This is a genomic window from Agrobacterium sp. El2ro-1b, from assembly GCF_048298475.1.
Classification (GTDB): domain Bacteria; phylum Pseudomonadota; class Alphaproteobacteria; order Rhizobiales; family Rhizobiaceae; genus Agrobacterium; species Agrobacterium fabrum.
Genome location: NZ_CP103459.1, coordinates 1,339,652 through 1,365,526 on the forward strand (window position 1 = coordinate 1,339,652; position 25,875 = coordinate 1,365,526).

At 59.1% G+C, this 25,875-nt stretch carries 27 protein-coding genes and 1 other RNA gene; 25 read left to right on the forward strand and 3 right to left on the reverse strand.

The window, feature by feature from the left end:
* The first annotated feature begins 10 nt into the window (after positions 1-10).
* From NYR50_RS20345 to NYR50_RS20375, 7 genes are all read left to right on the forward strand, one after another.
* Positions 11-283: a DUF4164 domain-containing protein gene (locus NYR50_RS20345; RefSeq protein ID WP_003506205.1), complete on the forward strand. Its 273-nt coding sequence runs from the start codon at positions 11-13 to the stop codon at positions 281-283.
* A gap of 10 nt (positions 284-293) precedes the next feature.
* On the forward strand, positions 294-671 hold the full coding sequence (locus NYR50_RS20350) for a cell division protein ZapA (RefSeq protein ID WP_080813650.1): 378 nt from the start codon (positions 294-296) through the stop codon (positions 669-671).
* A gap of 77 nt (positions 672-748) precedes the next feature.
* Positions 749-907: non-coding RNA, 6S RNA (ssrS, locus tag NYR50_RS20355), on the forward strand.
* 229 nt (positions 908-1,136) lie between these two features.
* Entirely contained in the window at positions 1,137-2,399 is a 1,263-nt protein-coding gene (locus tag NYR50_RS20360; RefSeq protein ID WP_174010422.1) for a hemolysin family protein, read from the forward strand.
* A complete protein-coding gene (locus NYR50_RS20365) occupies positions 2,399-3,016 on the forward strand; it encodes a 5-formyltetrahydrofolate cyclo-ligase (protein WP_174010230.1) in 618 nt (205 codons plus the stop codon). The genes NYR50_RS20360 and NYR50_RS20365 overlap by 1 nt, the downstream gene beginning before the upstream one ends.
* Before the next feature lie 69 nt (positions 3,017-3,085).
* Positions 3,086-3,910, forward strand: a complete 825-nt coding sequence (locus NYR50_RS20370; protein WP_080813654.1) for a TIGR00282 family metallophosphoesterase — start codon at positions 3,086-3,088, stop codon at positions 3,908-3,910.
* Positions 3,911-4,026: 116 nt separating this feature from the next.
* Positions 4,027-4,869, forward strand: a complete 843-nt coding sequence (locus NYR50_RS20375; protein WP_174010228.1) for an MBL fold metallo-hydrolase — start codon at positions 4,027-4,029, stop codon at positions 4,867-4,869.
* Positions 4,870-4,905: 36 nt separating this feature from the next.
* On the opposite strand, the gene NYR50_RS20380 is transcribed toward NYR50_RS20375, so the two are convergent.
* On the reverse strand, positions 4,906-5,409 hold the full coding sequence (locus NYR50_RS20380) for a pyridoxamine 5'-phosphate oxidase family protein (protein ID WP_174010226.1): 504 nt from the start codon (positions 5,407-5,409) through the stop codon (positions 4,906-4,908).
* A 197-nt stretch (positions 5,410-5,606) separates the two neighbouring features.
* On the opposite strand from NYR50_RS20380, the gene NYR50_RS20385 reads away from it, so the two are divergent.
* Positions 5,607-6,353, forward strand: a complete 747-nt coding sequence (locus tag NYR50_RS20385) for a YebC/PmpR family DNA-binding transcriptional regulator (protein WP_080813659.1) — start codon at positions 5,607-5,609, stop codon at positions 6,351-6,353.
* 86 nt (positions 6,354-6,439) lie between these two features.
* On the opposite strand, the gene NYR50_RS20390 is transcribed toward NYR50_RS20385, so the two are convergent.
* Positions 6,440-7,441, reverse strand: a complete 1,002-nt coding sequence (locus tag NYR50_RS20390) for an LLM class flavin-dependent oxidoreductase (RefSeq protein WP_006314735.1) — start codon at positions 7,439-7,441, stop codon at positions 6,440-6,442.
* 144 nt (positions 7,442-7,585) lie between these two features.
* Entirely contained in the window at positions 7,586-9,895 is a 2,310-nt protein-coding gene (locus NYR50_RS20395) for a methyl-accepting chemotaxis protein (protein ID WP_174010224.1), read from the reverse strand.
* 246 nt (positions 9,896-10,141) lie between these two features.
* On the opposite strand from NYR50_RS20395, the gene ruvC reads away from it, so the two are divergent.
* The 17 genes from ruvC to glmM all read left to right on the forward strand — a co-directional run bounded on the left by ruvC (position 10,142) and on the right by glmM (position 25,776).
* Positions 10,142-10,654, forward strand: a complete 513-nt coding sequence (gene ruvC / locus NYR50_RS20400) for a crossover junction endodeoxyribonuclease RuvC (RefSeq protein ID WP_004445748.1) — start codon at positions 10,142-10,144, stop codon at positions 10,652-10,654.
* 28 nt (positions 10,655-10,682) lie between these two features.
* Entirely contained in the window at positions 10,683-11,300 is a 618-nt protein-coding gene (ruvA, locus tag NYR50_RS20405; protein ID WP_174010222.1) for a Holliday junction branch migration protein RuvA, read from the forward strand.
* Positions 11,301-11,428: 128 nt separating this feature from the next.
* Positions 11,429-12,469 carry a Holliday junction branch migration DNA helicase RuvB gene (gene ruvB, locus NYR50_RS20410; RefSeq protein WP_006314740.1) on the forward strand — a complete coding sequence of 347 codons (1,041 nt, stop codon included), beginning with the start codon at positions 11,429-11,431 and terminating at the stop codon, positions 12,467-12,469.
* Positions 12,470-12,521: 52 nt separating this feature from the next.
* Positions 12,522-12,740: a DUF2945 domain-containing protein gene (locus NYR50_RS20415; protein ID WP_174010220.1), complete on the forward strand. Its 219-nt coding sequence runs from the start codon at positions 12,522-12,524 to the stop codon at positions 12,738-12,740.
* Positions 12,741-12,775: 35 nt separating this feature from the next.
* A complete protein-coding gene (locus NYR50_RS20420; protein WP_174010218.1) occupies positions 12,776-13,354 on the forward strand; it encodes a DinB family protein in 579 nt (192 codons plus the stop codon).
* Positions 13,354-13,881: an NUDIX hydrolase gene (locus NYR50_RS20425; RefSeq protein ID WP_080813668.1), complete on the forward strand. Its 528-nt coding sequence runs from the start codon at positions 13,354-13,356 to the stop codon at positions 13,879-13,881. The genes NYR50_RS20420 and NYR50_RS20425 overlap by 1 nt, the downstream gene beginning before the upstream one ends.
* The gene (locus tag NYR50_RS20430) at positions 13,878-14,414 is read left to right on the forward strand and encodes an NUDIX hydrolase (RefSeq protein ID WP_174010216.1); all 537 of its coding nucleotides are present in this window, start codon (positions 13,878-13,880) and stop codon (positions 14,412-14,414) included. The genes NYR50_RS20425 and NYR50_RS20430 overlap by 4 nt, the downstream gene beginning before the upstream one ends.
* On the forward strand, positions 14,411-14,851 hold the full coding sequence (ybgC, locus tag NYR50_RS20435) for a tol-pal system-associated acyl-CoA thioesterase (protein ID WP_111806390.1): 441 nt from the start codon (positions 14,411-14,413) through the stop codon (positions 14,849-14,851). The genes NYR50_RS20430 and ybgC overlap by 4 nt, the downstream gene beginning before the upstream one ends.
* A 261-nt stretch (positions 14,852-15,112) precedes the next feature.
* Complete coding sequence (gene tolQ / locus NYR50_RS20440) at positions 15,113-15,832, forward strand: protein TolQ (RefSeq protein WP_006310274.1); 720 nt, start codon at positions 15,113-15,115, stop codon at positions 15,830-15,832.
* Between the two features lie 58 nt (positions 15,833-15,890).
* A complete protein-coding gene (gene tolR, locus NYR50_RS20445; RefSeq protein ID WP_006310275.1) occupies positions 15,891-16,349 on the forward strand; it encodes a protein TolR in 459 nt (152 codons plus the stop codon).
* A gap of 9 nt (positions 16,350-16,358) precedes the next feature.
* Entirely contained in the window at positions 16,359-17,528 is a 1,170-nt protein-coding gene (locus NYR50_RS20450) for a cell envelope integrity protein TolA (RefSeq protein WP_174010214.1), read from the forward strand.
* 20 nt (positions 17,529-17,548) lie between these two features.
* A complete protein-coding gene (gene tolB, locus NYR50_RS20455; protein ID WP_174010212.1) occupies positions 17,549-18,856 on the forward strand; it encodes a Tol-Pal system beta propeller repeat protein TolB in 1,308 nt (435 codons plus the stop codon).
* A 210-nt stretch (positions 18,857-19,066) separates the two neighbouring features.
* Positions 19,067-19,600 carry a peptidoglycan-associated lipoprotein Pal gene (gene pal, locus NYR50_RS20460; RefSeq protein WP_174010210.1) on the forward strand — a complete coding sequence of 178 codons (534 nt, stop codon included), beginning with the start codon at positions 19,067-19,069 and terminating at the stop codon, positions 19,598-19,600.
* Positions 19,601-19,758: 158 nt separating this feature from the next.
* Positions 19,759-20,775: a tol-pal system protein YbgF gene (gene ybgF, locus NYR50_RS20465; protein WP_174010208.1), complete on the forward strand. Its 1,017-nt coding sequence runs from the start codon at positions 19,759-19,761 to the stop codon at positions 20,773-20,775.
* A gap of 24 nt (positions 20,776-20,799) precedes the next feature.
* A complete protein-coding gene (tilS, locus tag NYR50_RS20470) occupies positions 20,800-22,134 on the forward strand; it encodes a tRNA lysidine(34) synthetase TilS (protein ID WP_174010206.1) in 1,335 nt (444 codons plus the stop codon).
* Between the two features lie 154 nt (positions 22,135-22,288).
* Positions 22,289-24,235, forward strand: a complete 1,947-nt coding sequence (gene ftsH, locus NYR50_RS20475; RefSeq protein ID WP_174010198.1) for an ATP-dependent zinc metalloprotease FtsH — start codon at positions 22,289-22,291, stop codon at positions 24,233-24,235.
* 188 nt (positions 24,236-24,423) lie between these two features.
* On the forward strand, positions 24,424-25,776 hold the full coding sequence (gene glmM, locus NYR50_RS20480) for a phosphoglucosamine mutase (protein WP_006310287.1): 1,353 nt from the start codon (positions 24,424-24,426) through the stop codon (positions 25,774-25,776).
* Positions 25,777-25,875 lie beyond the last annotated feature (99 nt).

The following is a 25,875-nucleotide window of genomic DNA, read 5'->3' on the forward strand; positions in this document are numbered from 1 at the left end:
GGAAAAAACGATGTCGGCTGAGAAGACCGTACAATCTGCGCTGACGGAGCTGAATGCTGCCATCACAAATCTCGAAAATGCCATCGATATGCGTATCGAGCGGCAAAGGGAGACGGGCGAGATCGATAATGAGGTCAAGCGGGTGCATGTCGACCGCGCCAGGCTCGCACACGAGCTTGATCAGGCCGAGTTTCGCGCCAACCGTCTTGAAGAAGTCAATCGCGAGGTGTCCCGCCGGCTGGTAACCGCCATGGAGACGATCCGCGCGGTGCTGGATCGATAGGAGCGGTTTCATGGCGCAAGTCACTGTTATGATCGACGGCAAGGCCTATCGCATGGCATGCGAAGCGGGGCAGGAAGACCACCTGACCGATCTCGCCACCCGTTTCGACCGTTATGTCGGGCATCTCAAGAGCCAGTTCGGCGAAATCGGCGATCTGCGGCTCACCGTCATGGCCGGCATCATGGTGATGGACGAGCTTTCCGAGATCAACCGCAAGATCGAGAGGCTTGAGGGGGAGGTTGCATCCCTTTCCCACAACCGCGACGGCATGGCCGAACACAAGGCGAAATCGGATGAAATGGTGGCTGTTGCCATCGGCGATCTGGCCGACCGGCTGAACGGCATTACCGAAAAATTGCTCGCACGCCCTAAACCCGCGGCCCATTGATCGGGCGGACTTTGCGCGCCGGCAAAATTCGCTGTCCGCCCTCTGGCGGTTTCCTCCAATTCGTCCTATATCTGGGGTGCGTTCTGCGCTTCCCGACAGGAACCACAATCCCTGGGGCCATACTCGATCCAAAGGGAGCTGTCCCTGGCCAGTCCCGTGGGACTGGACACACGGCGCCCACCTACTTTTGTAGGCACCCAGGATCGTAAATCTCCATCGGTCGCCGCGGATCGCACTTGAAGTTTCGGGTCAACCCCGGTCCTTCGCCTGATCATTTTTCGTCGACAGTTATTTTTCACTGCTGCCGGGCATGGCTTTTTTATATTGCTGTCATTGCAATGGCGGAACAATTGCCTATTATCCGGATTGGTATGTCTGTCATGCCCTTTCACATAAAGGGCGCTGCGGCCAAAACCGCGACGTGCCGTTCAACAGCCCAAAGAGCTAAACTTGTTTACTGAAATTATGATCGTGGTCCTGCTCACCGTATTGAACGGTGTGCTTGCCATGTCCGAGCTTGCCGTTGTCTCCTCCAGACCGGCGAGGCTCAAGGTGCTTGCCGCACAAGGCAGCAGGGGCGCCACCATGGCGCTCGGCCTTTCCGAAAATCCCGGACGTTTCCTTTCCACGGTGCAGATCGGCATCACGCTCGTCGGCGTTCTGTCCGGCGCTTTTTCCGGTGCCACGCTCGGCGCCCGGTTCACCGGGTGGCTTCTGGAGCAAGGTGTTCCCGATCGTGCCGCCGATGCCATCGGTGTCGGCTCCGTGGTCGTTGCCATTACCTATCTGTCGCTGATCGTCGGCGAACTGGTGCCGAAGCAGATCGCCCTGCGCGATCCTGAAAAGATTGCCGCCCGTGTCGCGCCTACCATGGTGATGCTTTCACGGGTCGGCGCGCCGCTCGTGTGGCTGCTGGATAAATCCGGCAAGGTCGTGCTGGCAATTCTCGGCCATAGCGGTGAGTCCAACGCTTCGGTGACGGACGATGAAATCCGCACGGTTCTGGCCGAAGCCCATAGTGCCGGCGTGATCGAGACCGAGGAATCGGCGATGATCACCAGCGTCATGCGCCTTGCCGACCGCAATGCACGCGGCCTGATGACGCCGCGTCGTGATGTGGAAGTGGTCGATATCGAAGACAGCGCCGAGGAAATCCGCGAGCAGCTTCGCCAGACGCAGCGTTCGCGCCTGCCGGTGCGCAATGGCGCTTCCGACGAAATTCTGGGCGTGCTTTTCGCCAAGGATGCCTTCGATGCGCTTGCCTCCGGCAAGGAGTTGGATGTCCGTGAGCTTCTGCGCGAGGTTCCCGTTGTTTCGGACCTGACGAGTGCGGTGGATGTCATCCAGTCGCTGCGCCGCTCCACCGTGCACATGGTGCTGGTCTATGACGAATACGGCCATTTCGAAGGTATTGTCAGCTCCGGCGACGTTCTGGAGGCCATCACCGGCGCCTTCCAGGAAGATAATGACGAAGAACCGGCCATGGTCGAGCGCGAGGATGGTTCGTTCCTCGTCGCCGGCTGGATGCCGGCCGATGAATTCGCCTATCGCATGGGATTCCAGATCGATGAGGATGCCGAGTTCGAGACCGTTGCCGGTCTGGTGCTCGACGAATTCCGCCGCCTGCCGGAACTGGGCGAGCACATCACCCGCAACGGCTGGCGTTTCGAAGTCATCGACCTTGATGGCCATCGTATCGACAAGGTGCTCGTGAGCCGGGCCGCCTGATGCAGGGCGATGCAGCGGAAAAAGCAAGGTTGCGCGGCGAAAGGCTCGTCGCGCGCGATGCGTTGACGCCAGCCGAGCGGCAGCAGAAGAGCCTGTCGATGACGGCTCATGGTGCCTCCGGCATTCCCTTTGCACCGGGCACCGTCATTTCCGGTTTTATGCCCATCCGCTCCGAGGTTGATACCAGGCCGTTGATGGAAGCGTTGCGTGCGCGAGGCGGGCGTCTCGTCCTTCCCGTGGTGCTTGACCGGGAAACCATCGTTTTTCGTGTCTTCGAAGTGGATACGCCGCTGGTAAAGACCGGTTTCGGCACGACTGGACCGTGTGAGGATGCCGAAGTTCTCGATCCGGATATCCTGCTCGTGCCACTCTCTGTTTTCGATGGGCGCGGCCAGCGGATCGGTTATGGCGCGGGGCACTATGACCGCGCTATCGCAAGATTGCACGCCAAGGGCCGTCAGCCTGTTCTCATCGGCATCGCCTTTGATTGTCAGGAAGTACCGTCCGTTCCGGCGGAGCCGCATGATGTGCCGCTTCACGCCATTCTGACGGAAAGCGGCCTGCGCTGGTTTTCCGCGCAGCCGCTGATGTCTGATAATGGGCACACGGCGTTTTAGCACTTTTTAAAACACGGATTACCCGCTAGAGGGACGCAATCCAAAGAACATACGCAAACGGGGCGGTGAATGAGACTTCTTTTTCTCGGGGATATGGTTGGCAAGACTGGACGCACGGCTGTCTGGGACAGGTTGCCGGGGCTGATTTCCGATCTGAAGCTCGACTTCGTTATCGTCAACGGTGAAAACGCCGCCGGCGGTTTCGGTATCACCGAGGATATCTATCTCGAAACCATCAATGCCGGTGCCGATGTCGTGACCACCGGCAACCATGTCTGGGACCAAAAAGAAGCGGTTTCCTTCTGTGAACGCCACGACCAGTTTCTGCGGCCGGCCAATTATCCCGATGGCACGCCGGGCAAGGGCTCGGGCATTTTTTATGCCCGCAACGGCGCGCGTATCCTCGTCGCTAACATCATGGGCCGGGTGTTCATGCATCCGGAACTGGACGATCCCTTCAAATCGGCGGAAACCATTCTTGCCGCCTGCCCGCTGAAGGAACAGGCCGACGCCATCATCTTCGATTTCCACGCCGAGGCGACCAGCGAAAAGCAGTGTTTCGGCCATTTCGTCGATGGCCGCGCAAGCTTCGTCGTTGGCACCCACACCCATGTTCCAACGGCTGACGCGCAGATATTGAATGGCGGCACAGCCTATATGTCTGATGCCGGCATGTGCGGGGATTATGACAGCTCGCTTGGCATGGAAAAGGAAGAGCCGATCAATCGCTTCATTTCCAAAATGCCGAAGGGCCGTTTCGAGGCGGCAAGCGGGCCGGCGACGATCTGCGGCGTCGGTGTTGAAATTTCCGATCGTACTGGACTTGCGGAAAAGATCGCGCCGCTGCGCATCGGCCCGCGTCTTTCGGAAACATTGCCCTCCTTCTGGGCCTGAACGTCCGCGGAAGCGTTCACAATGACGAGAGTCTGAGCCTTCCGCCGTTCTTGTAACTGGACGCCCTGCAAAACCTGCCTCATCCTCTCAACCTTCGCAAGTTCAGGGGGAGTGGCATGATGCTGCGCGTGCTAATGCTTGCAATGACAGGGCTGATTGCCTGTGCGGGAGCCGCCTTTTCTCAGACGGCAAGCCGGCTGCCCGTCAGCCAGTGCCAGGCGATTGCCCAAAATATCCCCGGAGTGATGTTCGCGAGCTTCAATACGCCGGGTGTCCAGCTGGCGCAGGCCACGGCGAAGGAAGAGGTGAAGATCAGCTTCATCGGCCATTCCACCTATCTCATCGAAAGTCCTGACGGGGTGACGATCGCCACCGATTATAACGGCGTCTACCGTCCGCCCGTGATGCCGACTGTCGTGACGATGAACCGGGCGCATTCCACCCACTTCACCCTCAGTCCGGACCCGGCCATTCAATATGTGCTGCATGGCTGGAGCGATACGCCGGGCGAAAAGGCCGAACACAAAGTTCTGGTGGGTGATGTCTATATCCGCAATGTCGCGACCGATATCCGCAACCGCTGGGGCGACTACGAGTCGTTTCAGGAAAACGGCAATTCCATCTTCATCTTCGAGGTTGCGGGGCTGTGTATCGGCCATCTCGGCCACCTGCATCACGAATTGACTGACACGCATTATGCCGAAATCGGTCGTCTGGATGTGCTGATGGTGCCGGTGGATGGCGGCCTGACCATGGGGGCTGACAGCATGAGCCGGGTGGTGAAGCGCCTGCGCTCCGCGTTGATCCTGCCGATGCACCGCACCGGTCCGCCGCTGGAGCAGTTCCTGACCATGTTCGGGGAGAGTTTCCGGATCGCTTATGCCACGGATCCGGTAATCCGGGTATCGATGAGAAACCTTCCCCGCCAGCCGCAGATACTGGTGCCGAAAGGCATGTAGCTGGCGGCAAGCGAGGAAGGGCGGGGGAGTTGTCGATCAGGCAAAGGTGAGGTGCTGGCGGACGCCGACATCAGGCGTCTTGTCGTCGGACATGTTAGCCTTGGCGATTTCCCAGCCGAATTTCAGCGTGCTATCGGTCGAGGCCCAGATGTCGGCATCGTCGACATGAAGCGCCAGCATCGTCAGCTGTGGGTCGCTCTTGCCATGTTCGTACCAAGCGGCGGTGACGGAATTCCAGTATTCGTCGATCTTCGCTTTGTCGTCGCGCGCCTCCAGAACGCCGGAGAGGCAGGCATGGTAATCATGGTCCTTGCCGACAAGGCAGAAATGGGCGCGCGAGCCTGATTTCAGTGATTTTGCGAGATCGGTGTCCTTTTTGGAGAAAAACCAGATCGTATTGGTCTTGGGGTCAGCATGAGGTGCCATGGGCTGCATATGCATGTGCAGGCCTTCGAGACCGAGCATGCCGGCATGTACCGAGTTGATCTCGTCCCAGAGCTGGCGGGCCGGGGCTTCTCTTGCTTCAGTCAGGCTGACCATCTGTTTTCTCCTTCCGGGTTTAACGCTGCGACGGAGAGACAACATAGGTTCTTCCGCCGTGTGCATGATCAGAACGAGGAGCGGATAAATCAGTTCCTTCTATTGTTTGCGGAAGAGAAAGTGCTTGCGGGCTTGAACGGCGGGCTTATCGCACTTATAAGGCCCGCAATCTCCAAATTAAGACAATCGGGTTTTCCATGGCTGGTCATTCACAGTTCAAGAACATCATGCACCGCAAGGGCAAGCAGGACTCCGTTCGGTCCAAAATGTTTTCCAAGCTTGCACGCGAAATCACCGTTGCGGCAAAGGCGGGCATGCCTGACCCGAACATGAACGCGCGTCTGCGCCTGGCAATCCAGAACGCCAAGGCCCAGTCCATGCCGAAGGACAATATCGAGCGGGCGATCAAGAAGGCTTCCGGTGCTGACAGTGAAAACTACGACGAAGTCCGTTACGAGGGTTACGGCCCGGGCGGTGTCGCCGTCGTCGTCGAGGCCCTGACTGACAACCGCAACCGCACCGCCTCCAACGTACGCTCCATCTTCACCAAGGCTGGCGGCGCACTCGGTGAAACCGGCTCGGTCTCCTTCTCCTTCGACCGCGTTGGCGAAATCACCTACAAGGCGGAAGTGGGCGATGCCGACAAGGTCATGGAAGCGGCTATTGAAGCCGGTGCCGATGATGTTGAATCGTCCGAAGACGGCCATACCATCATCTGCGGTTTCGAAGCGATGAACGAGGTTTCCAAGGCGCTGGAAGGCGTGCTCGGCGAAGCCGAAAGCGTCAAGGCCATCTGGAAGCCGCAGAACACGGTGCCGGTGGATGAAGAAAAGGCGCAGTCGCTGATGAAGCTGATCGACAATCTCGAGGATGATGATGACGTGCAGAACGTCTATTCCAATTTCGAAGTCTCAGAAGAAATCCTCGCCAAGCTTTCCGCCTGACGTTTGATCTTTCAAGAAAAAGCCCCGGCAGCGACATCGCTCCGGGGCTTTTTTGTTTAAAGTATTTCCAGGAAATGCCAGAAACTCTAGGCCGCCTTTCGGATGGCGGTCCGTACATCGGCGAAGATTTCCACGGAACGCAGCCGCTTTTCGATGTCATGGATCGGCATGGAAACGATCAGCTCATCCGCCTGTGTTTCAGCGAGAAAACCGTCGAGATGGCGCTCGATCGTTTCGGGTGAACCAACGGCGGCGAAACGCAGCGTGTGTTCGACGGAGAAACGTTCCATCTCATTCCAGTAATCGTCCATGCTGTGCACCGGTTTCGGAAACTGCGTGCGCACATTGCGCCGCAGATTGACGAATTGCTGCTGGGACGAGGTGAAGAGATGTTGTGCCTCTTCGTCCGTATCGGCGCCGACACCCATCACGCCGACCATCACATAGGGCTTGTCCAGCACTTCGGAGGGCTGGAAACGCTCGCGATAGATATGGATTGCCTCCATCAGCATATCAGGGGCAAAATGGGAGGCGAAGGAATAGGGCAGGCCGAGTGCTGCGGCGAGATGCGCGCTGTAGGTGCTGGAGCCGAGCAGCCAGAGCGGCACGTTGGAATTCATGCCGGGCACGGCGAGGATCGCCTGATCCGGCTGCGGCGGGCCGAGGTAACGCTGGAGTTCGACGATATCGTGCGGGAAATTTTCCGCGCCGGCATCGAGGTTGCGGCGCAGGGCTCGCGCTGTGCGCATATCGGTGCCCGGAGCACGGCCGAGACCGAGATCGACACGGCCAGGCAGAAGTGCGGCAAGCGTTCCGAACTGCTCGGCAATGACGAGCGGGGAGTGGTTGGGCAGCATGATGCCGCCGGAACCGACGCGGATGTGTTTGGTGGCAGCACCCACATGGGCGATGACGAGGGAGGTTGCAGCACTTGCAATGCCCGGCATGCCGTGATGTTCCGCCAGCCAGAGGCGGTTATAGCCGTGTTCTTCGGCCTTGATGGCCATGCGGCGGGAATTTTCGAGCGCCGCGCTGACGCTCTCGCCTTCGCCGATCGGCGAAAGGTCGAGAATGGAAAAGGGGATCATCGGACGCTCCTGCAGAAATTCAAATCTTTGCTGCGGATGTAAGGCGCGTGTCCCGATTTACCAGAGAAGTCGCATAGAATTGATGGATGGTTCAAAAAAATTGGGGCCTCAGGAGAGGCCCCAGCCTTCCGCCTGTCGGCCGGCTCAGCCCGCCCGCCGAAATTCCCTGTTCTCGCGATGCCGCGCCGTTTCCTGCTCTGTGGCCAATACGAACTCACCGAGCCTGCCATCCATTTCACCCGCTTCCGACGCGAGATTGTGAATGGCCGCCGTCGTCTCTTCCACCATGGCGGCATTCTGCTGGGTCATGGTATCGAGGCTGGTGACGGTGCTGTTGATTTCCGAGAGCGTATGCGCTTCCTCGCGGGTGGATTCCATGATCTCCTCGATGCGCGCGCTGATGGTCTGCACATGTTTGCCGATGCCGGTCAGCGAAGCGCCGGCTTTCTCCACCAGCACCACGCCGGCGGAAACCTCGTCGGTGGAGCGTTTCAAAAGGCTGCTGATTTCTTTCGCGGCGGCAGCCGAACGTTGCGCGAGTTCGCGCACTTCCTGCGCCACGACGGCAAAACCCCTACCTGCGTCGCCCGCGCGGGCGGCCTCCACGCCTGCGTTCAAAGCGAGCAGGTTGGTCTGGAAGGCGATTTCATCGATGACGCCGATGATCTGGTTGATCTGGCGCGACGAGGTCTGGATAGCCTCCATGGCGGCAATGGTCTGCTCCATCACGCGGCTCGATGCGGTTGCCTCCGTGCTGGCGTCGCGCGCGATCCGGGTTGCCTGCGCCGCGCGTTCGATCTGGTCGCGGACCGCTTCGGTAATTGCCTTGATGGCGCTGGCTGTTTCGGAGATGGAAGCTGCCTGCCGCTCGGTGCGTTCCGCCAACTGGTCCGCCCCCACACGCATTTCCTCGGAGCCGCCACGAACGGCGGCAGAGTTGCCGCCAATCGCTTCCATGGTCTCGCTGAGCCGGGCAAGTGCGGTATTGAAGTTCTGGCGCAGGCTTTCGAGATCATCGGGGAAAACGGGTTCTATGCGATAGGCGAGGTTGCCGTTCGCCAGTTGGTCCAGCCCCTCATCCAGTGACTGCACGACCATCTGCAGGGTGCCGGCCTCGGCCTCGCGCTCGGCAAGATGCGCGCGGCGCGCCGTTTCGGCTTCCTCGCGTGTACGCGATGCTGTTTCTTCCATGTCCCGCTGCAGGATGAGTTTTTCACGGAAACTGCCGAGCGCACGCGCCATCCTGCCGATCTCGTCGTTCCGGTCCTGATTGCTGATTTCGGCATCGAGACGGCCCGCGGCGACTTCGCCGGTCAGCCCAGCAAGTTTTTCCAGCGGGGCGAACAGGCGCCGTGCAAAAAATGCCGTCGCCGCACACATGGCGGCCAGCACACAAAGGCCGATAACGGCAAGAGTGCCGGCGATCGAGACGGAGCCTGCGTTCAACTCGCTGCGCAGCATGCTTTCCACCGCGAGATATTTCTCACCGGCGAAGGAAAAGGGGCGGGCATAGGCATTGGCTTCGCCATCCGCGCGGTTGATTTTGGCAATGGTCATGCCCGTCGCGTTCAGGGCTTCGCCATGGAAGCCGTAGATGGCCGGGTCGAGGCTGACGAGCTTTTCGCCGTCCACGCCGAGAACCTTGCCATCAGCCGCGATGATGGCGGATTGCTCCGAACTGCCGGACGCAATGCCTTTCGTCAGTATCTGGCCGAAAACGCCTTCCTTGACGCGGAAGAGAACGATGCCCTTGAACGCGCCAAACTTGACGACCGGGACGCCGAAATAAATCCCGGCCTCCTTTGTCGCAGCATCGATCCGCAGCCCGGAGACGCTGGTCTGCGCCACATCATTGACCGCTTTCTCGGCATTCGCCGCGCCGCGCGTGAAGGCTGCGCCAAGGCCACTTTCCGTCCAGGCGCCCGACGTTACGGTTTCTCCGAAAGCCGGTCCTTTGAGATAGGAATAATAGACCGCACCGGCGGGATCGATGAAGAGCACATCGCTGAACGGCGTTCCCTTGAGATAACCGGCGATATCCGTCTGGGTCTTTTCATGGGTGGAATAATAAAAGCCACTGGGGCTTTCCGGCTTGATCAGCTTTTCCCTGTCGCCGAAGGGGTTTTCCTTAACGAAAACGCGCTGCAATTCCGCCTTCGCGTCACCGGAGTTCTTCTGCACCGTGGTCCAGCCGCTACGCATGGAGACAACCGCCATCTGAAGGGATTCGATCTTGGCAATGGAATCCGCCTGCGTCTTCAGCTGCTCCAGGCGCTCCTGGAGCATGTCACCGCGGAAGACGAGAATGCTCTCCATGGATTTCGACGCCTGTTCCTCGAGAACGCCGCTGCTGCTCTGATAACCGAGAAGTGTCAGCGCCCCGGTCGAGATCGCCATCAGCGCCAGGAAAATGACGAGCACCTTGGTGGATATGGAATGAAAACGGTTCAGCATGGCCGATGCAGCCCTCAATGCCGGATCAGTTCCCACGCCATGCATGAATGGCGCCATCGGAAGGCTGATATGGCGAAACTATTGTGCTGCGGATCATCATGTCCGCAGCTCCCCTTTTTGATTTTGTGGAGAACAATGCGGTACGCGGTTTAAGCAGAGGTAAATGCTGCACTGCAAATTTGAGCAATGTTGTCGTTTTGTTCACTTATCGCTGGCAGGGTCGCAGCCGGAAAGATAAGGTAACTCATGCAAAAGACGATTCGAATCATCGGCATCGACCCCGGGCTGCGGCGCACTGGCTGGGGCGTCATCGATACCCTCGGCAACAGCCTGCGGTTTGTCGCCTCCGGCACGGTGACGTCGGATGGCGATATGGACCTCGCCTCCCGGCTCTGCCAGCTGCATGACGGGCTGGCGGAAATCGTGCATAGCCACCAGCCCGATGAGGCAGCCGTGGAGCAGACCTTCGTGAACAAGGATGCTGTCGCCACGCTGAAACTCGGCCAGGCACGCGGCATTGCCATGCTGGTTCCGGCACGGGCGGGATTGCCGGTCTTCGAATACGCACCGAATGCGGTCAAGAAGGCCGTCATCGGCGTTGGGCACGGTGAAAAGCAGCAGATTCACATGATGCTGAAAATCCTGATGCCGAAGGCCGAATTCAAGGGTAACGATGCGGCGGACGCGCTCGCCATCGCCATCTGCCACGCCCATAATCGCGGCGGTGACAGGATGCGGCGGCTCCTGGCGGCCGGTTAATTTCATTTTTAGTGAGCGGGCGGGCATCATGATCGGAAAACTCAAAGGCAGCATCGAGGAAATCGGCGCGGATTACGTGCTGGTGGATGTGCATGGCGTCTGTTACGTCGCCTATTGTTCGGCGCGCACCTTGTCGAAAATCGGCTCCGTCGGGGAGGCGGTTGTCCTGTTCATCGAAACCTATGTGCGTGAAGATCAACTGAAGCTGTTCGGCTTTGTCTCGGCGCTGGAGCGGGAATGGTTCAACCTTCTGCAGAGCGTGCAGGGCGTCGGTTCGAAAGTGGCGCTTGCCGTTCTTTCCACGCTGTCGCCTTCCGAGCTTGCCAATGCGATAGCGTTGCAAGACAAAACCATGATCTCACGCGCCCCGGGTGTTGGGCCGAAGGTGGCCGTTCGCCTCGTGACCGAGTTGCGCAACAAGGCGCCAGCCTTTGCAGGAGACGCTTCCGCCTCCATCGGGCTCAAGCAGGAGCTTGGAGAGGGTGTCGCCTCCGCGCCGGTTGCGGATGCTGTCTCAGCACTGACAAATCTCGGTTACTCGCGTGATCAGGCAGCGAATGCAGTTGCCGCCGCTCTGAAGAACGGCGGGGAGGGCGGCGATAGCGCAAAGCTCATCCGGCTTGGGCTGAAGGAGCTTTCGCAGTAAGGACTGCCTGCCCAGCGAGCTTTGAGCCCCCACATATGCTGAATTTCGTGACACGCGTTGTCGCGATAGTCATGATATAGCGGCTGCGGTCACCTAATTAACTCAAGCAGAATAATGGAATGCCCTGAATGAGCGATGCGGACAGACTGATTACGCCGGAAAAGCGCGGTGAGGATATCGACACCACGCTGCGTCCGCAGTCGCTGGATGATTTTACCGGCCAGGCGGAAGCCCGCGCTAATCTCAAGGTGTTTATCGAGGCTGCCAAGAACCGTGGCGAAGCGCTGGATCATGTGCTGTTCGTCGGTCCACCCGGCCTTGGCAAGACGACGCTGGCGCAGATCATGGCCAAGGAGCTTGGCGTCAATTTCAAGTCCACGTCCGGGCCGGTCATTGCCAAAGCAGGCGATCTTGCCGCGCTTCTCACCAATCTCGAGGAGCGCGACGTGCTCTTCATCGACGAAATCCACCGGCTCAACCCGGCGGTGGAGGAAATCCTCTATCCGGCCATGGAGGATTTCCAGCTCGATCTGATCATCGGTGAGGGACCGGCCGCGCGTTCGGTGAAGATCGATCTTTCCAAATTCACGCTTGTGGCCGCCACCACCCGTCTCGGCTTGCTGACGACGCCCCTGCGCGACCGTTTCGGCATTCCCGTCCGGCTGGCGTTCTACACCGTCGACGAACTGGAGCTGATCGTCCGGCGCGGGGCACGGTTGATGGGGCTCAATATGACGGATGGCGGCGCGCGGGAAATCGCCAGGCGCGCGCGCGGCACGCCGCGCATTGCCGGGCGGCTTTTGCGCCGGGTGCGGGATTTTGCCGAAGTGGCACGGGCTGAGGCTGTCACCCGCGAGATCGCCGACGAGGCTTTGACGCGACTTCTGGTCGACAATATGGGCCTCGACCAGCTGGACATGCGGTATCTCACCATGATCGCCGTCAATTTCGGCGGCGGTCCGGTCGGCATCGAAACCATCGCCGCCGGCCTTTCGGAGCCACGGGATGCCATTGAGGACATCATCGAACCTTATATGATCCAGCAGGGTTTCATCCAGCGCACGCCGCGCGGACGGATTCTTACCGCCACGGCGTGGAAACATCTCGGCCTGCAGCCGCCGAAGGATCTCGAGGCGGCGCAGTTTCGGCTGACGCTGGAGGATGATTGAGGGAACAGGCCCGGCACCTTCGCATTTGATTGTCTTTGATCAGGAGATGATGATGTCCGGATATCGAAAAGGTACGAAGGTTCGCTGGAAATGGGGCAACGGAACCGGCGAGGGAAAAATCGTCGAGACATTTACCGACGATGTCGAAAAAACGATCTCCGGTTCCAAGATAAAGCGCAAGGCGAGCAAGGACGAACCCGCTTACCTCATCGAGCAGGATGATGGTGGGAAGGTTCTGAAAAGCAAATCCGAGCTTGAACAAGCCGATTGAAAGGTGCCGTTTTCAGACGTCATAAAGGGACGCCGATGTCTTACGATCCGCTGCGGGTCTTCCGCAAACACGCTCGCAACAACCGGCTGGCCAATCTTCGGCTGCACAGGGCTTGCCTTCAGCTTTCGCAGGAGGCCTTCGGTGCTCGCCGCGTCAGTTTCTTCCCGACCATCAGGGCAACGCTGAACCACATCTATACCGTCGACCGTTTTTATATCGATGCCCTTCAGGGCGGAACACTCGGGTATACCGCCTTTGCCGAGGAAGAGCCTTTCGCCAGCATGGCGGTACTGCACGGCGCTCAGGCGGAACTGGACGAGGTGCTGATCGCCTTTGTCGATGGGCTCGATGAAGACGGTCTCGCCGCCCCCGTCAATATTCACCGCGGCGCGCGCATTCAGCAGGATCGCTGTGATGATATCCTCTCCCATCTCTTCCAGCATCAGACACATCATCGCGGCCAAGTGCATGCGATGTTATCAGGCACTGCGGTAAAACCGCCGCAACTGGATGAATTCATCGTGGGAGATGATGCGCAGGCGAGAAAAGACGAGATGGATGCGTTAGGGTGGACGGAAGACGATTTGATGTTTCCAGCCCGCAGGCCAGCATAATGACGCATGATAGCAAAACGCAGGACACCCGCATCCGCATGAAATTCAAGCCGAAGCGCATCTTCCAGATGCGGGTTGCGGGGCTTGCGTTTCGTGATGGCCATGTGCTGGTGCACCGGGCGTCGCATGAAAAATTCTGGACCTTTCCGGGCGGCCGCGCCGAAATGGGTGAGCGCTCCGAGGAAACGCTGGCGCGTGAAATGGTCGAGGAACTGGGTGTCGAGGCCAAGGTCGGGCGGCTTCTCTGGGCGGTGGAGAATTTCTTCCATTATGAAGGCAAGGACTGGCACGAACTCGGCTTTTATTACCTGATGGACCTGCCGCAGACGCTGGCCTTTCATCCAAGCGACATCATTCACCGCGTTCAGGACGGCGATAACGAGCTTGAGTTTCGCTGGGTCGCGGCAACCCGGCAGGCATTGACGGAGCTTGATATTCCGCCCTATTTCATCGCCGACGAAATAGAACACCTGCCGCAGACCACAAGACATCTCGTCTGGCATGACGGCGATCTGGACGATAAATGACTTCTGCGCCCGAACGCCACATGATCCGGCTGGACCGGAAACCGCAGCTTTTCAGTATGCGGGTCGCGGCGCTGATCTTTCAGAGTGATCACCTTCTCGTCCAGCGCGGCACCAAGGATAATTATTGGGCTTTGCCGGGGGGAAGGGCGGAAATCGGTGAAAGCTCCGAGGAGACTATCATCCGCGAGATCGGCGAGGAACTCGACCGGGATTGTTCGGTGGAGCGTCTTCTCTGGTCGGCCGAAAACTTTTTTGCCTATGACGACTATGCCGCGCATGAGCTGGCATTTTATTATCTGGTCACGCTTGCGCAGCCTTTTCGGTTTCATGCAAGCGATATCGTGCACCGGATTGTGGATGGCGTCGAGGTGGAGTTCCGCTGGCTGCCGGCTCAGCCTTCCGAGTTGCTGAAAAACGATCTCAGACCCCGGTTTGTCGCAGAGCGCATCGGGGCGCTGCCTTTGCGCCACGAGCACCTTATCGTTCGCGAAGGTCGTTCCCCTGCGGCCGATATTCTCAAGGAGACATTATGAGCGAGCTTGTGGTTTCGCTTTCGGGCGAACTCATCGACCATGGCCACCGCCTGACGCAACGCGTCTATTATGAGGACACGGATTTTTCCGGTCTCGTTTATCACGCCCGTTATCTGCACTTTCTCGAGCGTGGACGTACCGATTACCTGCGTTGCCTCGGCTGCGAACAGAGCGCGCTTCTCACCGCCGACGAGGAAGGTCTGGTCTTCGTCGTTCACCGCATGGAGATCGATTTCAAGACGCCGGCGCGGATGGATGACGTGTTGACCATCACCACCGTGACCGAGAAGGCGGGCGGCGCCAAAATGGTGCTCAATCAGGAGATCCGGCGCGGCGAAACGCTGCTTGTCGCCGCCAAGGTCATCATCGCCGTCATCAATGCCAAGGGCCGGCCAAGGCGGCTTCCGGAGACGGTTGCGGAAAAATTCCTGAAGTAATTGACTGCCCCATCCAGTAAATCCACCCGGCGTGGCCCGGCTGTAACACTCCTTTAACCATAATGGTGTCTTACTTTAGCAACTGGCATTTGTGCGGCGCACGCCTTCCTTTCACCAAATTTATTGGCAAGTAAGGCTTACTGGCAAGTATCGGGGTATGGCAAAGGGGTTAACGGCTGCGGCCGCATGGCTTCGAGCGTTAACACGCGTTTGAATCGCCCGGTCCCGTACCGGGCGTTTGGATTCGGGGATTGGATATTTATGGAACAGGCAGGTTTGGCAGCGGCGACGCACGATGTAAGTCTCTGGGCGCTGTTTATGCAGGCGGGCTTCATCGTGAAGTTCGTGATGATCGGACTTATCGCCGCCTCGGTCTGGACGTGGGCGATCGTCTTCGACAAATACGTTAGCTTCGGCAAGGCAAAGCGCCAGTTCGACCAGTTCGAACAGGTCTTCTGGTCTGGTCAGTCGCTCGAGGAGCTTTACCGCACGCTGGCAGAACGCCAGAATGTCGGTCTCGCGGCAATTTTCGTTTCCGCCATGCGGGAATGGAAGAAATCATTCGAACGCGGCGCACGTTCGCCCATCGGTCTGCAGATGCGTATCGACCGGGCAATGGACGTAACGATCGCCCGTGAAGGCGAACAATATGAGGCCCGCCTCGGTTCGCTCGCGACCATCGGTTCGGCTGGTCCGTTCATCGGTCTTTTCGGCACGGTCGTTGGTATCATGACCTCGTTCCAGGCGATCGCCGGCTCGAAGTCCACCAACCTTGCGGTTGTGGCACCGGGTATCGCCGAAGCGCTTCTGGCAACGGCCATCGGCCTTGTCGCGGCTATTCCGGCGGTTATCGCCTATAACAAGTTCACGGCCGACGCGCACAAGCTTTCTGCCCGCATGGAAGGTTTCGCCGACGAGTTCTCCGCGATCCTGTCGCGCCAGATCGATGAAAAACTTCAGACGCGGCAAGCCGCCCAATAAGCGGTCACGATGGAATGCCGGGCAGTAATTTGCCGCAAGGCAAAATGGAGTAGATGATATGGGTATGTCAGCAGGTGGCAGCGGCGGTTCCGGTGGACGCCGTGGTGGGCGCGGCGGACGGCGCAGAGGCGGCGCGATCAGCGAGATCAACGTGACGCCGCTGGTTGACGTCATGCTCGTGCTGCTCATCATCTTCATGGTGGCAGCGCCGATGATGACGGTCGGCGTGCCGATCGACCTGCCGCAGACCTCTGCCAACGCGCTAAACTCGGACACGCAGCCGATCACGATTTCCGTCAATGCCAATGGCCAGATCCATTTGCAGGAAACCGAAATCCAGGCGGCGGAAGTGGCCGACAAGCTGCAGGCGATCGCCACCACGGGTTATAACGAACGCATCTTCGTGCGGGCGGATTCCGTTGCCGCTTACGGCGTGGTTGCGGATGTGATGGCGCGTATCCAGGCGGCAGGCTTCAAGAACATTGGCCTCGTAACCCAGCAGAAACAGGACAATTGACGTAAAACGATGAAGGGCAGCCTTACCACATCCGCGATCGTGCACGTGTCGCTTCTGGCTTTCGCCCTCGTCTCCCTGGGCTCGCCGGAACCGCTTGACGTGTCGCAGGCCGAGGCGCTGCCGGTGGAGCTGGTGCCGATCGAGGAGCTGACCCAGATTCAGCAGGGCGACAAGAATGCGCCCAAGGCGGAGAAGTCCGCTCCCGTTCCGACCACGCGTCCTGATATCATCCCGAACGCCCAGAATATCGGCAACAACACCGCCGATATCGAAGCTCCTCCGACCCCGACCACCAAGCCCAACGACAATATCGCTGCAGCCGCTCCGCCCAAGCAGGAGAAGCCTCAGCCGGTCGTCGATACCAAGGCGAACGAGGTGAAGGAAATCGTCAAGGAAGAAACTTCGGCCCCCAAGCCGCAGGAAATGGCCGCCTTGCCGCAGACCAAGCCTGAAATAGCGCCGCAGCCGAAGCCGGAACCGCCGCCGCAGGAAACCAAGGCGGAAGAGCCGCCGCCGGCAACGCGGGAGCCGGCCGAAATTCCCGTGCCGCAGAACGTTCCGCGCCCGAATTCCCGCCCCGAACCACCGAAGCCGGAAGAGCCGAAGCAGGCCGAGACCAAGCCAGCCGAGCAGAAGCCGGCCGAAAAACCGGCTGAAAAGAAGCCGGACCAGGCAAAGTCCACGGACAAGCCTTCAGACAAGAAGCCGGGTGAGAAGAAGCAGGAGACTGCGAAATCCGCTTCGTCCAAGGAAAGCGATTTCAACGCCGACGATGTTGCTGCGCTGTTGAACAAGCAGGCGCCCTCCGGTGGCGGGGCGAAGCGATCGACACAGACGGCGTCGCTTGGTGGCAAAAAATCGACCGGTGGCTCGACCCTCAGCCAGACGGAAATGGATGCGCTTCGCGGCGCGATCCAGAAGAACTGGCAGATCATTCCCGGCATGGCGGATGCCTCGGACGTTCGCGTCCGCGTCACCATGAAGCTTGACCGTGATGGAACCATCATCGGCCGGCCCGAGATCGAGGCCACCGGCGGTTCCGAGGGAACGCGCCGTGCTCTTTCCGGCGGAGCTTATCGCGCCATCATGCGTTCTGCTCCGTTCACAAACCTTCCTGCCGACAAATATGATGCATGGAACGAAGTTGTCGTGAATTTCGATCCCAGTGAATTGCTATGAATGCTGAAAGGCCTGGCAACATGAAGATATTTTCGCCGATCCGGCTGGTGCTCGCTGTCGCGGCCCTCATGTCGGTTTTCTCTGCACCGGCTTTTGCGCGGGTGGAAATCAACATTAACAAGGGTAACGTTGAGCCGCTGCCCATTGCCATTACCGATTTCATATCAGGAGATGGCATCGGTGCGCAGGTTTCCGCGGTGATCGCGGCAGACTTGCAGCGCTCCGGCCTGTTCACACCGGTCAACAAGAGCGCCTTTATCGAAAAGATCACCAATCCGGATCAGCAGCCGCGTTTTGAGGACTGGAAGGTCATCAATGCACAGGCGCTTGTGACCGGCCGCGTAACGCGCGAAAGCGATGGTCGTCTGCGTGCCGAATTCCGTCTCTGGGATTCGTTCGAGGGCAAGCAGATCGCGGGCCAGCAATTCTTCACCCAGCCCGAAAACTGGCGTCGCGTCGCTCACATCATCGCTGACGCGATCTATGAGAGTATTACCGGTGAAAAGGGTTATTTCGACACCCGCGTCGTTTTCGTTTCCGAAAGCGGCCCGAAGACGGCCCGTAAGCGCCAGCTGTCGATCATGGACCAGGACGGTTTCAACGTCCGCAACCTCACCAATTCGAACGACATCGTTCTGACGCCGCGTTTTTCGCCGAACCGTCAGGAAGTCACCTACATGTCCTTCGAAGGCCAGCAGCCGCGCGTTTACCTGCTGCAGCTGGAAACCGGACAGCGTGAAGTTGTCGGCAACTTCCCCGGCATGACATTCTCGCCGCGCTTTTCGCCTGATGGCCAGAAGGTCATCATGAGCCTTCAGCAGGATGGCAATGCCAATATCTACACTATGGACCTGCGCTCGCGTACCACGACGCGCCTGACCAACACGGCGGCAATCGATACGGCACCGTCGTTTTCCCCTGATGGGCAGCGCGTTGCCTTCGAAAGCGACCGTGGCGGCCGCCAGCAGATTTACGTGATGAATGCCGATGGTTCCGGCCAGCAGCGCCTTTCTTTCGGCGACGGTTCTTACTCCACCCCGGTATGGTCGCCGCGCGGCGATCTCATCGCCTTCACCAAACAGTCGGGCGGCAAGTTCTCGATTGGCGTGATGAAGACCGACGGTTCGGGTGAGCGCATCCTCACCAGCGGTTTCCACAATGAAGGCCCCACCTGGGCGCCGAACGGCCGCGTGCTGATGTTCTTCCGCCAGAACGCCGGTGCTGGTGGTCCGCAGCTCTATTCGATCGACCTGACGGGCTACAATGAACAGCTCATCAAGACGCCGACCTTCGCTTCGGATCCGGCCTGGTCGCCGCTTCTGGACTGATATGACTGCCATGACGGCGCCGGCATGAACCGGCGCCGTCATGTTTTACTTGAAACCACAGGGACGTGCGCCTCTTTCTTGCCGCAAAGTGTTGTGAGGGAGCAAAAAAGCGGGACATTTCCTTTCTGTTAACCATAAGCGTTTGTCGGCTATTAACCGCGATCAGTTAGTGTCCAGCAACGTTATTGAAATCCTAAGGAGAGACCGGCGATGAGCCGTACAAACATTTCGGCACTCAGCCCGATGCAGAAACTGGCCCGTAACCCGGCTGTCATCGCCATGACGCTCGCGCTTGCTCTCGCAGGCTGCGCGAACAAGAAGAACATGCCGAACAGCGCCGGTGAACTCGGCCTTGGTGGCGCTGGCTCCGCAACGCCGGGCTCCCAGCAGGACTTCACGGTCAATGTCGGCGACCGCATCTTCTTCGACACCGACTCCACCTCGATCCGCGCCGACGCCCAGCAGACCCTGCAGCGCCAGGCCCAGTGGCTGGCCCGTTACCCGAATTATGCCATCACCGTCGAAGGCCATGCCGACGAACGTGGGACGCGTGAATACAACCTGGCGCTCGGCGCCCGTCGTGCCGCCGCAACCCGTGACTTCCTGGCTTCCCAGGGCGTTCCGGCCAGCCGCATGAAGACGATCTCCTACGGCAAGGAAAAGCCTGTCGCAGTTTGCGACGACATTTCCTGCTGGTCCCAGAACCGCCGCGCTGTGACGGTTCTCGGTGGCGCGGGCATGTAATTGCCTGACGTGATTGTGAACGAGAATGAAAGGCGGTCTTCGGGCCGCCTTTCGTTTTTTTCATAGTTTGGCCGAAGTTAAGTTGCTTTTTCGGTTGATATGGAAAAAATCCGGCTTGCGCCATTCCGGTGCAAATCAGTTAAGGCAGGACGAATGAGATGAAGAAACTTGTCGTGGCGGGAATGCTGGGGCTTGCAGCCTGCACCGGCTTGAGCGGCACAGCCGTTTCGGGTCCGCTGTTCGGTGCGGGGGGTAGCTTCGGCACGATCAACTCTCAGCAGCCCCCGATTGTGCGGGTTCAGGCCAATGAAGCCTATAAGGTTCAGCAGCTTGAAGAACAGATCCGGCAGCTTAACGGCCGTATCGAAGAAATGAGCTTCCAGCTTCTGCAGATGCAGGAAACGATCCGCAAGGCGCAGGAAGACAATGAGTTCCGCTTCCAGGAACTGGAAGGCGGCAATGCCGGCGGCAAGGGTGCAAGCCCGACCGCTGCACCGAAAAAGAAGGCGGAAGCCAGTCCGGTCAATCCGGCCACGCCGCCGACCGACGACGTTGCAACGATCATCGAAACGCCACCCCAGGGTGGCGCTTCCGTTTCTCCGCCCTCGTCCTCCAGCACCTCGACAGCCGCGCCGGGAGAAACGACGCTTGGCTCCATCGAGCTTGATTCCAAGGGAATGCCAGTGGGCGGCACGCTGAACCAGGGCGCCAACAATTCCTCCGGCAACCTTCCGGGCGTCACTACCGGTAACGGCACCCGCAAGACCGATCCGGTCAATACGGCGGCGCTGACCAGCGAAGGCGATATCTATCAGGCTGCTTATGGCCATGTGCTTTCTGGCGACTACAAACTGGCGGAACAGGGTTTCCAGCAGTATCTGCAGGGTTATCCCAAGGGTACGAAAGCCGCGGATGCGAGTTTCTGGCTGGGTGAGGCGCAATATTCGCAGGGCAAGTTCAATGAGGCGGCGAAGACCTTCCTCAACGGTCATCAGACCTATGGTAAATCTCCGAAGGCGCCGGAAATGCTGATGAAGCTCGGCATGTCGCTTGCTGCTCTCGACAATACCGAAACCGCCTGCGCCACGCTGCGCGAGGTGCCGAAGCGTTATCCCAATGCCTCGAAGACCGTACTGAGCAAGGTTGCCAGCGAACAGAAGCGGTTGAGCTGCTGATTTTTCCTGCGTCGCGGGTGTTCCATGCCGGTTGATGCCCGCACTCCCAATGAAAAGACAGTTGCGCCGCTTGCCGCGGCGAGGTCTTTTGTCGAAAGCCTCCGGAAACCCACACATATTCTCATTGCAATCTCAGGCGGCAGCGACTCCACCGGCCTGTTGCTGGCATTACAAGAAGCAAAAAAGGCTGATGACGACGGTTTGCGACTTTCCGCCGTCACGGTCGATCATGCGCTGAGACCGGAATCCGCCGATGAGGCACGCAAGGTTGCCATGCTTTGCGCCGAACTCGGAATTCCCCACAGCACACGCCGATGGGATGGGCCCAAACCGGCCTCCGGCCTTTCCGAGGCGTCCCGGCTTGCGCGTTATCGCCTGATTGCCGATGTTGCCCGTGAGACCGGCGTCGATCTTGTCGTGACCGGACACACTATTGGCGACCAGCGCGAAACCGTGGCGATGCGCGCCGCCCGCAGCGGCGGCAGTGACAATCTCGGCCTTTCAGGCATGGCGGATGCGGTCTTATACGATGCACATCTCTGGATCATGCGGCCATTCCTCGCCTGTGAGAGACAGGCGATCCGCGATTACGTGTCGTCACGCTCGCGGCATTGGCTGGATGATCCGAGCAATGAAAATATCAGATATGAGCGTGTCCTTGTGCGCCAGGCGCTGCCTCACGCTCCGATCGTGCTTGATGAGAGCGCTGCCGTCAGACGGCAGATACTCTCTGAAAGAACAGCCGTTTTCCTGCGCGAACGTGCGCAGGTTTTTCATGCCGCCCTTGCCAGATTGGCCGGCGACGACATCAATCCCGATCTTCCCGAGTTTCGGCATGGGCTGGCTGCATTGATCGCCACACTCGGCGGCAGGGCCTATTTCCCGGCAGCGAGCAGCATGGAGCGCGTTCTGCGCTTTCTCAAGACAGGTGAAAACGGGAGAATGACGGTTGGCCGGGTTCTGCTCGACCGCCGGCGGGATGGGCTTTATATTTTCCGCGAGCAGCGAAACCTGCCGGAGCTTCAGGTCGAGCCTTCAGGGCATGCCCTCTGGGATGATCGTTTCCTGGTTAAAAACGGATCGGATTTTCCAATTAACGTTGCGGCGGGCAGGGTGGGTACCGCTGCCCAGGCCGCAGCGCTGTTTCCATTGGCACCCGCTGGGGTGGCGAAACCGGCAATGGCGGGTCTGCCGCAAATTGCCGCAGCGGCCGAAGGATGGGTTTCCACGCAGGAGGTCACCGTCATCACGCCAAGACTTGCCCCTTTCGATCTTTTCCTGCCACGTTTCGACCTTGAGTTGGCGAATGCAATCGCCAATTTATTTGGACGGCCGCCCTATCCACAGCCCCCGGTTTAAATCCGGCCTCTTTTTCGTGAATTGCCAAGGAATAGTTTTTACACCAAAACGCATCAGATAATGCGCTTTGCCTTGGCAACGGCATATGTCGTCCTTATGTTAGGGGCACATAATGGCGGGCAGCAGATATGTCCGTGTGCGTTCGGGGAGTTCAATGAACCCAAATTTCAGAAATTTCGCCTTGTGGGCCGTGATCGCCCTGTTGCTGATCGCGCTGTTCAGCATGTTCCAGACGTCGCCGACGCAAACGGGTTCACGGGAGATTCCGTATTCCCAGTTTATTCGTGACGTGGATTCCGGGCGAGTTCGCGACGTGACCGTCACCGGTAACCGGGTTCTCGGAACCTATACCGAAAATGGCACGGCCTTTCAGACCTATTCCCCCGTCATTGACGACAGCCTGATGGAGCGCTTGCAGAGCAAGAACGTCACCATCGTGGCGCGTCCGGAAAGCGACGGTTCCTCGGGTTTCCTGAGCTATCTCGGCACGCTTCTGCCGATGTTCCTTATCCTCGGCGTCTGGCTGTTCTTCATGCGGCAGATGCAGGGCGGTTCGCGTGGTGCGATGGGCTTTGGCAAATCAAAGGCCAAGCTTTTGACGGAAGCCCACGGCCGCGTGACGTTTGACGACGTCGCAGGCGTGGACGAAGCCAAGCAGGATCTCGAGGAAATCGTGGAATTCCTGCGCGATCCGCAGAAGTTCCAGCGTCTCGGCGGTAAAATCCCGCGCGGCGTGCTGCTGGTAGGGCCTCCGGGCACCGGTAAGACCCTTCTCGCCCGCTCCGTCGCCGGCGAAGCCAATGTGCCGTTCTTCACGATTTCCGGTTCGGACTTCGTTGAAATGTTCGTCGGTGTCGGCGCAAGCCGCGTGCGTGACATGTTCGAGCAGGCCAAGAAGAACGCACCCTGCATCATCTTCATCGACGAAATCGACGCCGTCGGCCGCCATCGTGGCGCCGGTCTCGGCGGCGGTAACGACGAGCGCGAACAGACGCTGAACCAGCTGCTGGTCGAGATGGACGGTTTTGAGGCGAATGAAGGCATCATCCTTATCGCTGCGACCAACCGCCCTGACGTTCTTGACCCGGCGCTTCTGCGTCCCGGCCGTTTCGACCGTCAGGTCGTCGTGCCGAACCCGGATATTGTCGGCCGCGAGCGCATCCTCAAGGTTCACGTTCGCAACGTGCCGCTGGCTCCGAATGTCGATCTCAAGGTTCTCGCCCGCGGTACGCCCGGCTTCTCGGGTGCGGATCTGATGAACCTCGTCAATGAAGCTGCCCTCATGGCCGCCCGCCGCAACAAGCGCGTGGTCACCATGCAGGAATTCGAAGACGCCAAGGACAAGATCATGATGGGTGCGGAACGCCGCTCCTCCGCCATGACCGAAGCCGAAAAGAAGCTGACCGCCTATCATGAGGCCGGCCATGCGATTACTGCGCTGAAGGTTGCCGTGGCCGATCCGCTGCACAAGGCGACGATCATTCCGCGCGGCCGGGCACTCGGCATGGTGATGCAGTTGCCGGAAGGCGACCGCTATTCCATGAGCTACAAATGGATGGTATCGCGCCTCGTCATCATGATGGGTGGCCGTGTTGCCGAGGAACTGACTTTCGGCAAGGAAAACATCACGTCTGGCGCGTCTTCTGACATCGAGCAGGCCACCAAGCTTGCCCGCGCCATGGTTACGCAATGGGGCTTCTCCGATGCTCTCGGTCAGGTGGCCTATGGTGAAAACCAGCAGGAAGTCTTCCTTGGCCATTCCGTCTCGCAGTCGAAGAACGTCTCCGAGGCGACGGCCCAGACGATCGATACCGAAGTCCGCCGTCTGATCGACGAGGCTTACACCGAAGCACGGCGTATCCTCACGGACAACCACGATGGCTTTGTCGCAATTGCCGAGGGTCTTCTCGAATATGAGACCCTGACAGGTGAAGAGATCAAGGCATTGCTGCGGGGCGAGAAGCCCGCTCGCGATCTTGGTGACGATTCGCCCGGCAGCCGTGGTTCGGCTGTGCCGAAAGCCGGCGCCAAGAAGGACGGCCCAAGTGAAGCCAAGGGCGATGGCGAGGCCGAAGGCGGCATGGAGCCGCAGCCACATTGATCGCCTGCGTGAACGAATGATTGTAAAAGGCCATCCGGGTTTCCGGGTGGCCTTTTCATTTTGGTAACAAGATATAAGCCATTTTTGCGCTAATTTACGTGCTGTTTATCATGGTTTGTGGCATCTAGCCAAAACGCTTCCGGCTATTTTTATCTTTCGCCGGAATGCCCGAGAGATTTGGAGTTCAAATGGCACGCCGTTATTTCGGAACCGATGGTATCCGCGGACAATCGAACGTCTTTCCCATGACGCCGGACCTGGCGATGCGTGTCGGCATCGCTGTTGGCACGATTTTCCGCCGCGGCCATCATCGCCATCGTGTCGTGATCGGCAAGGATACGCGCCTTTCCGGTTATATGCTGGAAAACGCGCTGGTTGCCGGTTTCACCGCAGCCGGTCTCGATGTCTTCCTGCTCGGCCCCATCCCAACGCCGGCCGTTGCAATGCTCACGCGCTCGTTGCGCGCGGATATTGGTGTAATGATCTCCGCCTCGCATAACCCTTTCTCCGATAACGGCATCAAGCTTTTCGGTCCCGATGGCTACAAGCTCTCTGATGAGCTGGAGCTGGAGATCGAAGATCTTCTCGACAAGGATATTTATGCCCAGCTGGCCAAGCCGGCCGAAATCGGTCGCGCCAAGCGCGTCGATGGCGACATCTACCGGTATATCGAATTCGTCAAACGTACCCTGCCGCGTGATGTGACGCTGAGCGGACTCAGGATCGCCATCGACTGCGCCAATGGTGCTGCCTACAAGGTGGCACCCGCAGCGCTGTGGGAACTGGGCGCCGAAGTCGTCACCATCGGCAATGAGCCGAACGGCATCAATATCAATCTCGAATGTGGTTCCACCCACCCGGAAGCACTGCAGAAAAAGGTGCATGAGGTACGCGCTGATATCGGCATCGCGCTCGATGGCGATGCAGACCGCGTCATCATCGTTGATGAGCGCGGCGAGATCGTCGATGGCGACCAGTTGATGGCCGTTATCGCCGATAGCTGGGCCGCCGACAACACGTTGCGCGGTGGTGGCATCGTGGCGACCGTCATGTCCAATCTCGGTCTGGAACGTTTCCTCGGCGATAAGGGGCTTACCCTCGCCCGCACCAAGGTTGGCGACCGCTATGTCGTCGAGCATATGCGCAACCACAATTTCAACGTCGGTGGTGAGCAGTCCGGTCACATCGTGCTTTCGGATTACGGTACGACGGGTGATGGTCTCGTGGCGGCCTTGCAGGTTCTCGCCAAGGTCAAGCGCTCCGGCCTCACGGTCAGCGAAGTGTGTCGCAAGTTTGAGCCCGTGCCGCAGCTCTTGAAGAATGTTCGTATTTCCGGCGGCAAGCCGCTGGAAAATCCGATCGTACTGCAGGCGATTGCCGATGCGGAAAGCGCGCTGGCCAATAATGGCCGTCTCGTCATCCGTCCTTCCGGCACCGAGCCCCTGATCCGCGTCATGGCGGAAGGCGACGATAGCGCAAAGGTGGAAAAGATCGTCAACGATCTCGTCGGCGTCATCTCCAGTGCCCGCTCGGCCGCATGAGTTGCCGCGACAGTAACCAAATACAAAAGCCGGCCGTCGAGCCGGCTTTTCTTTGAGAGTTTGCTAATAAATATAGTGAATCATCGTGGTTAATCGGGA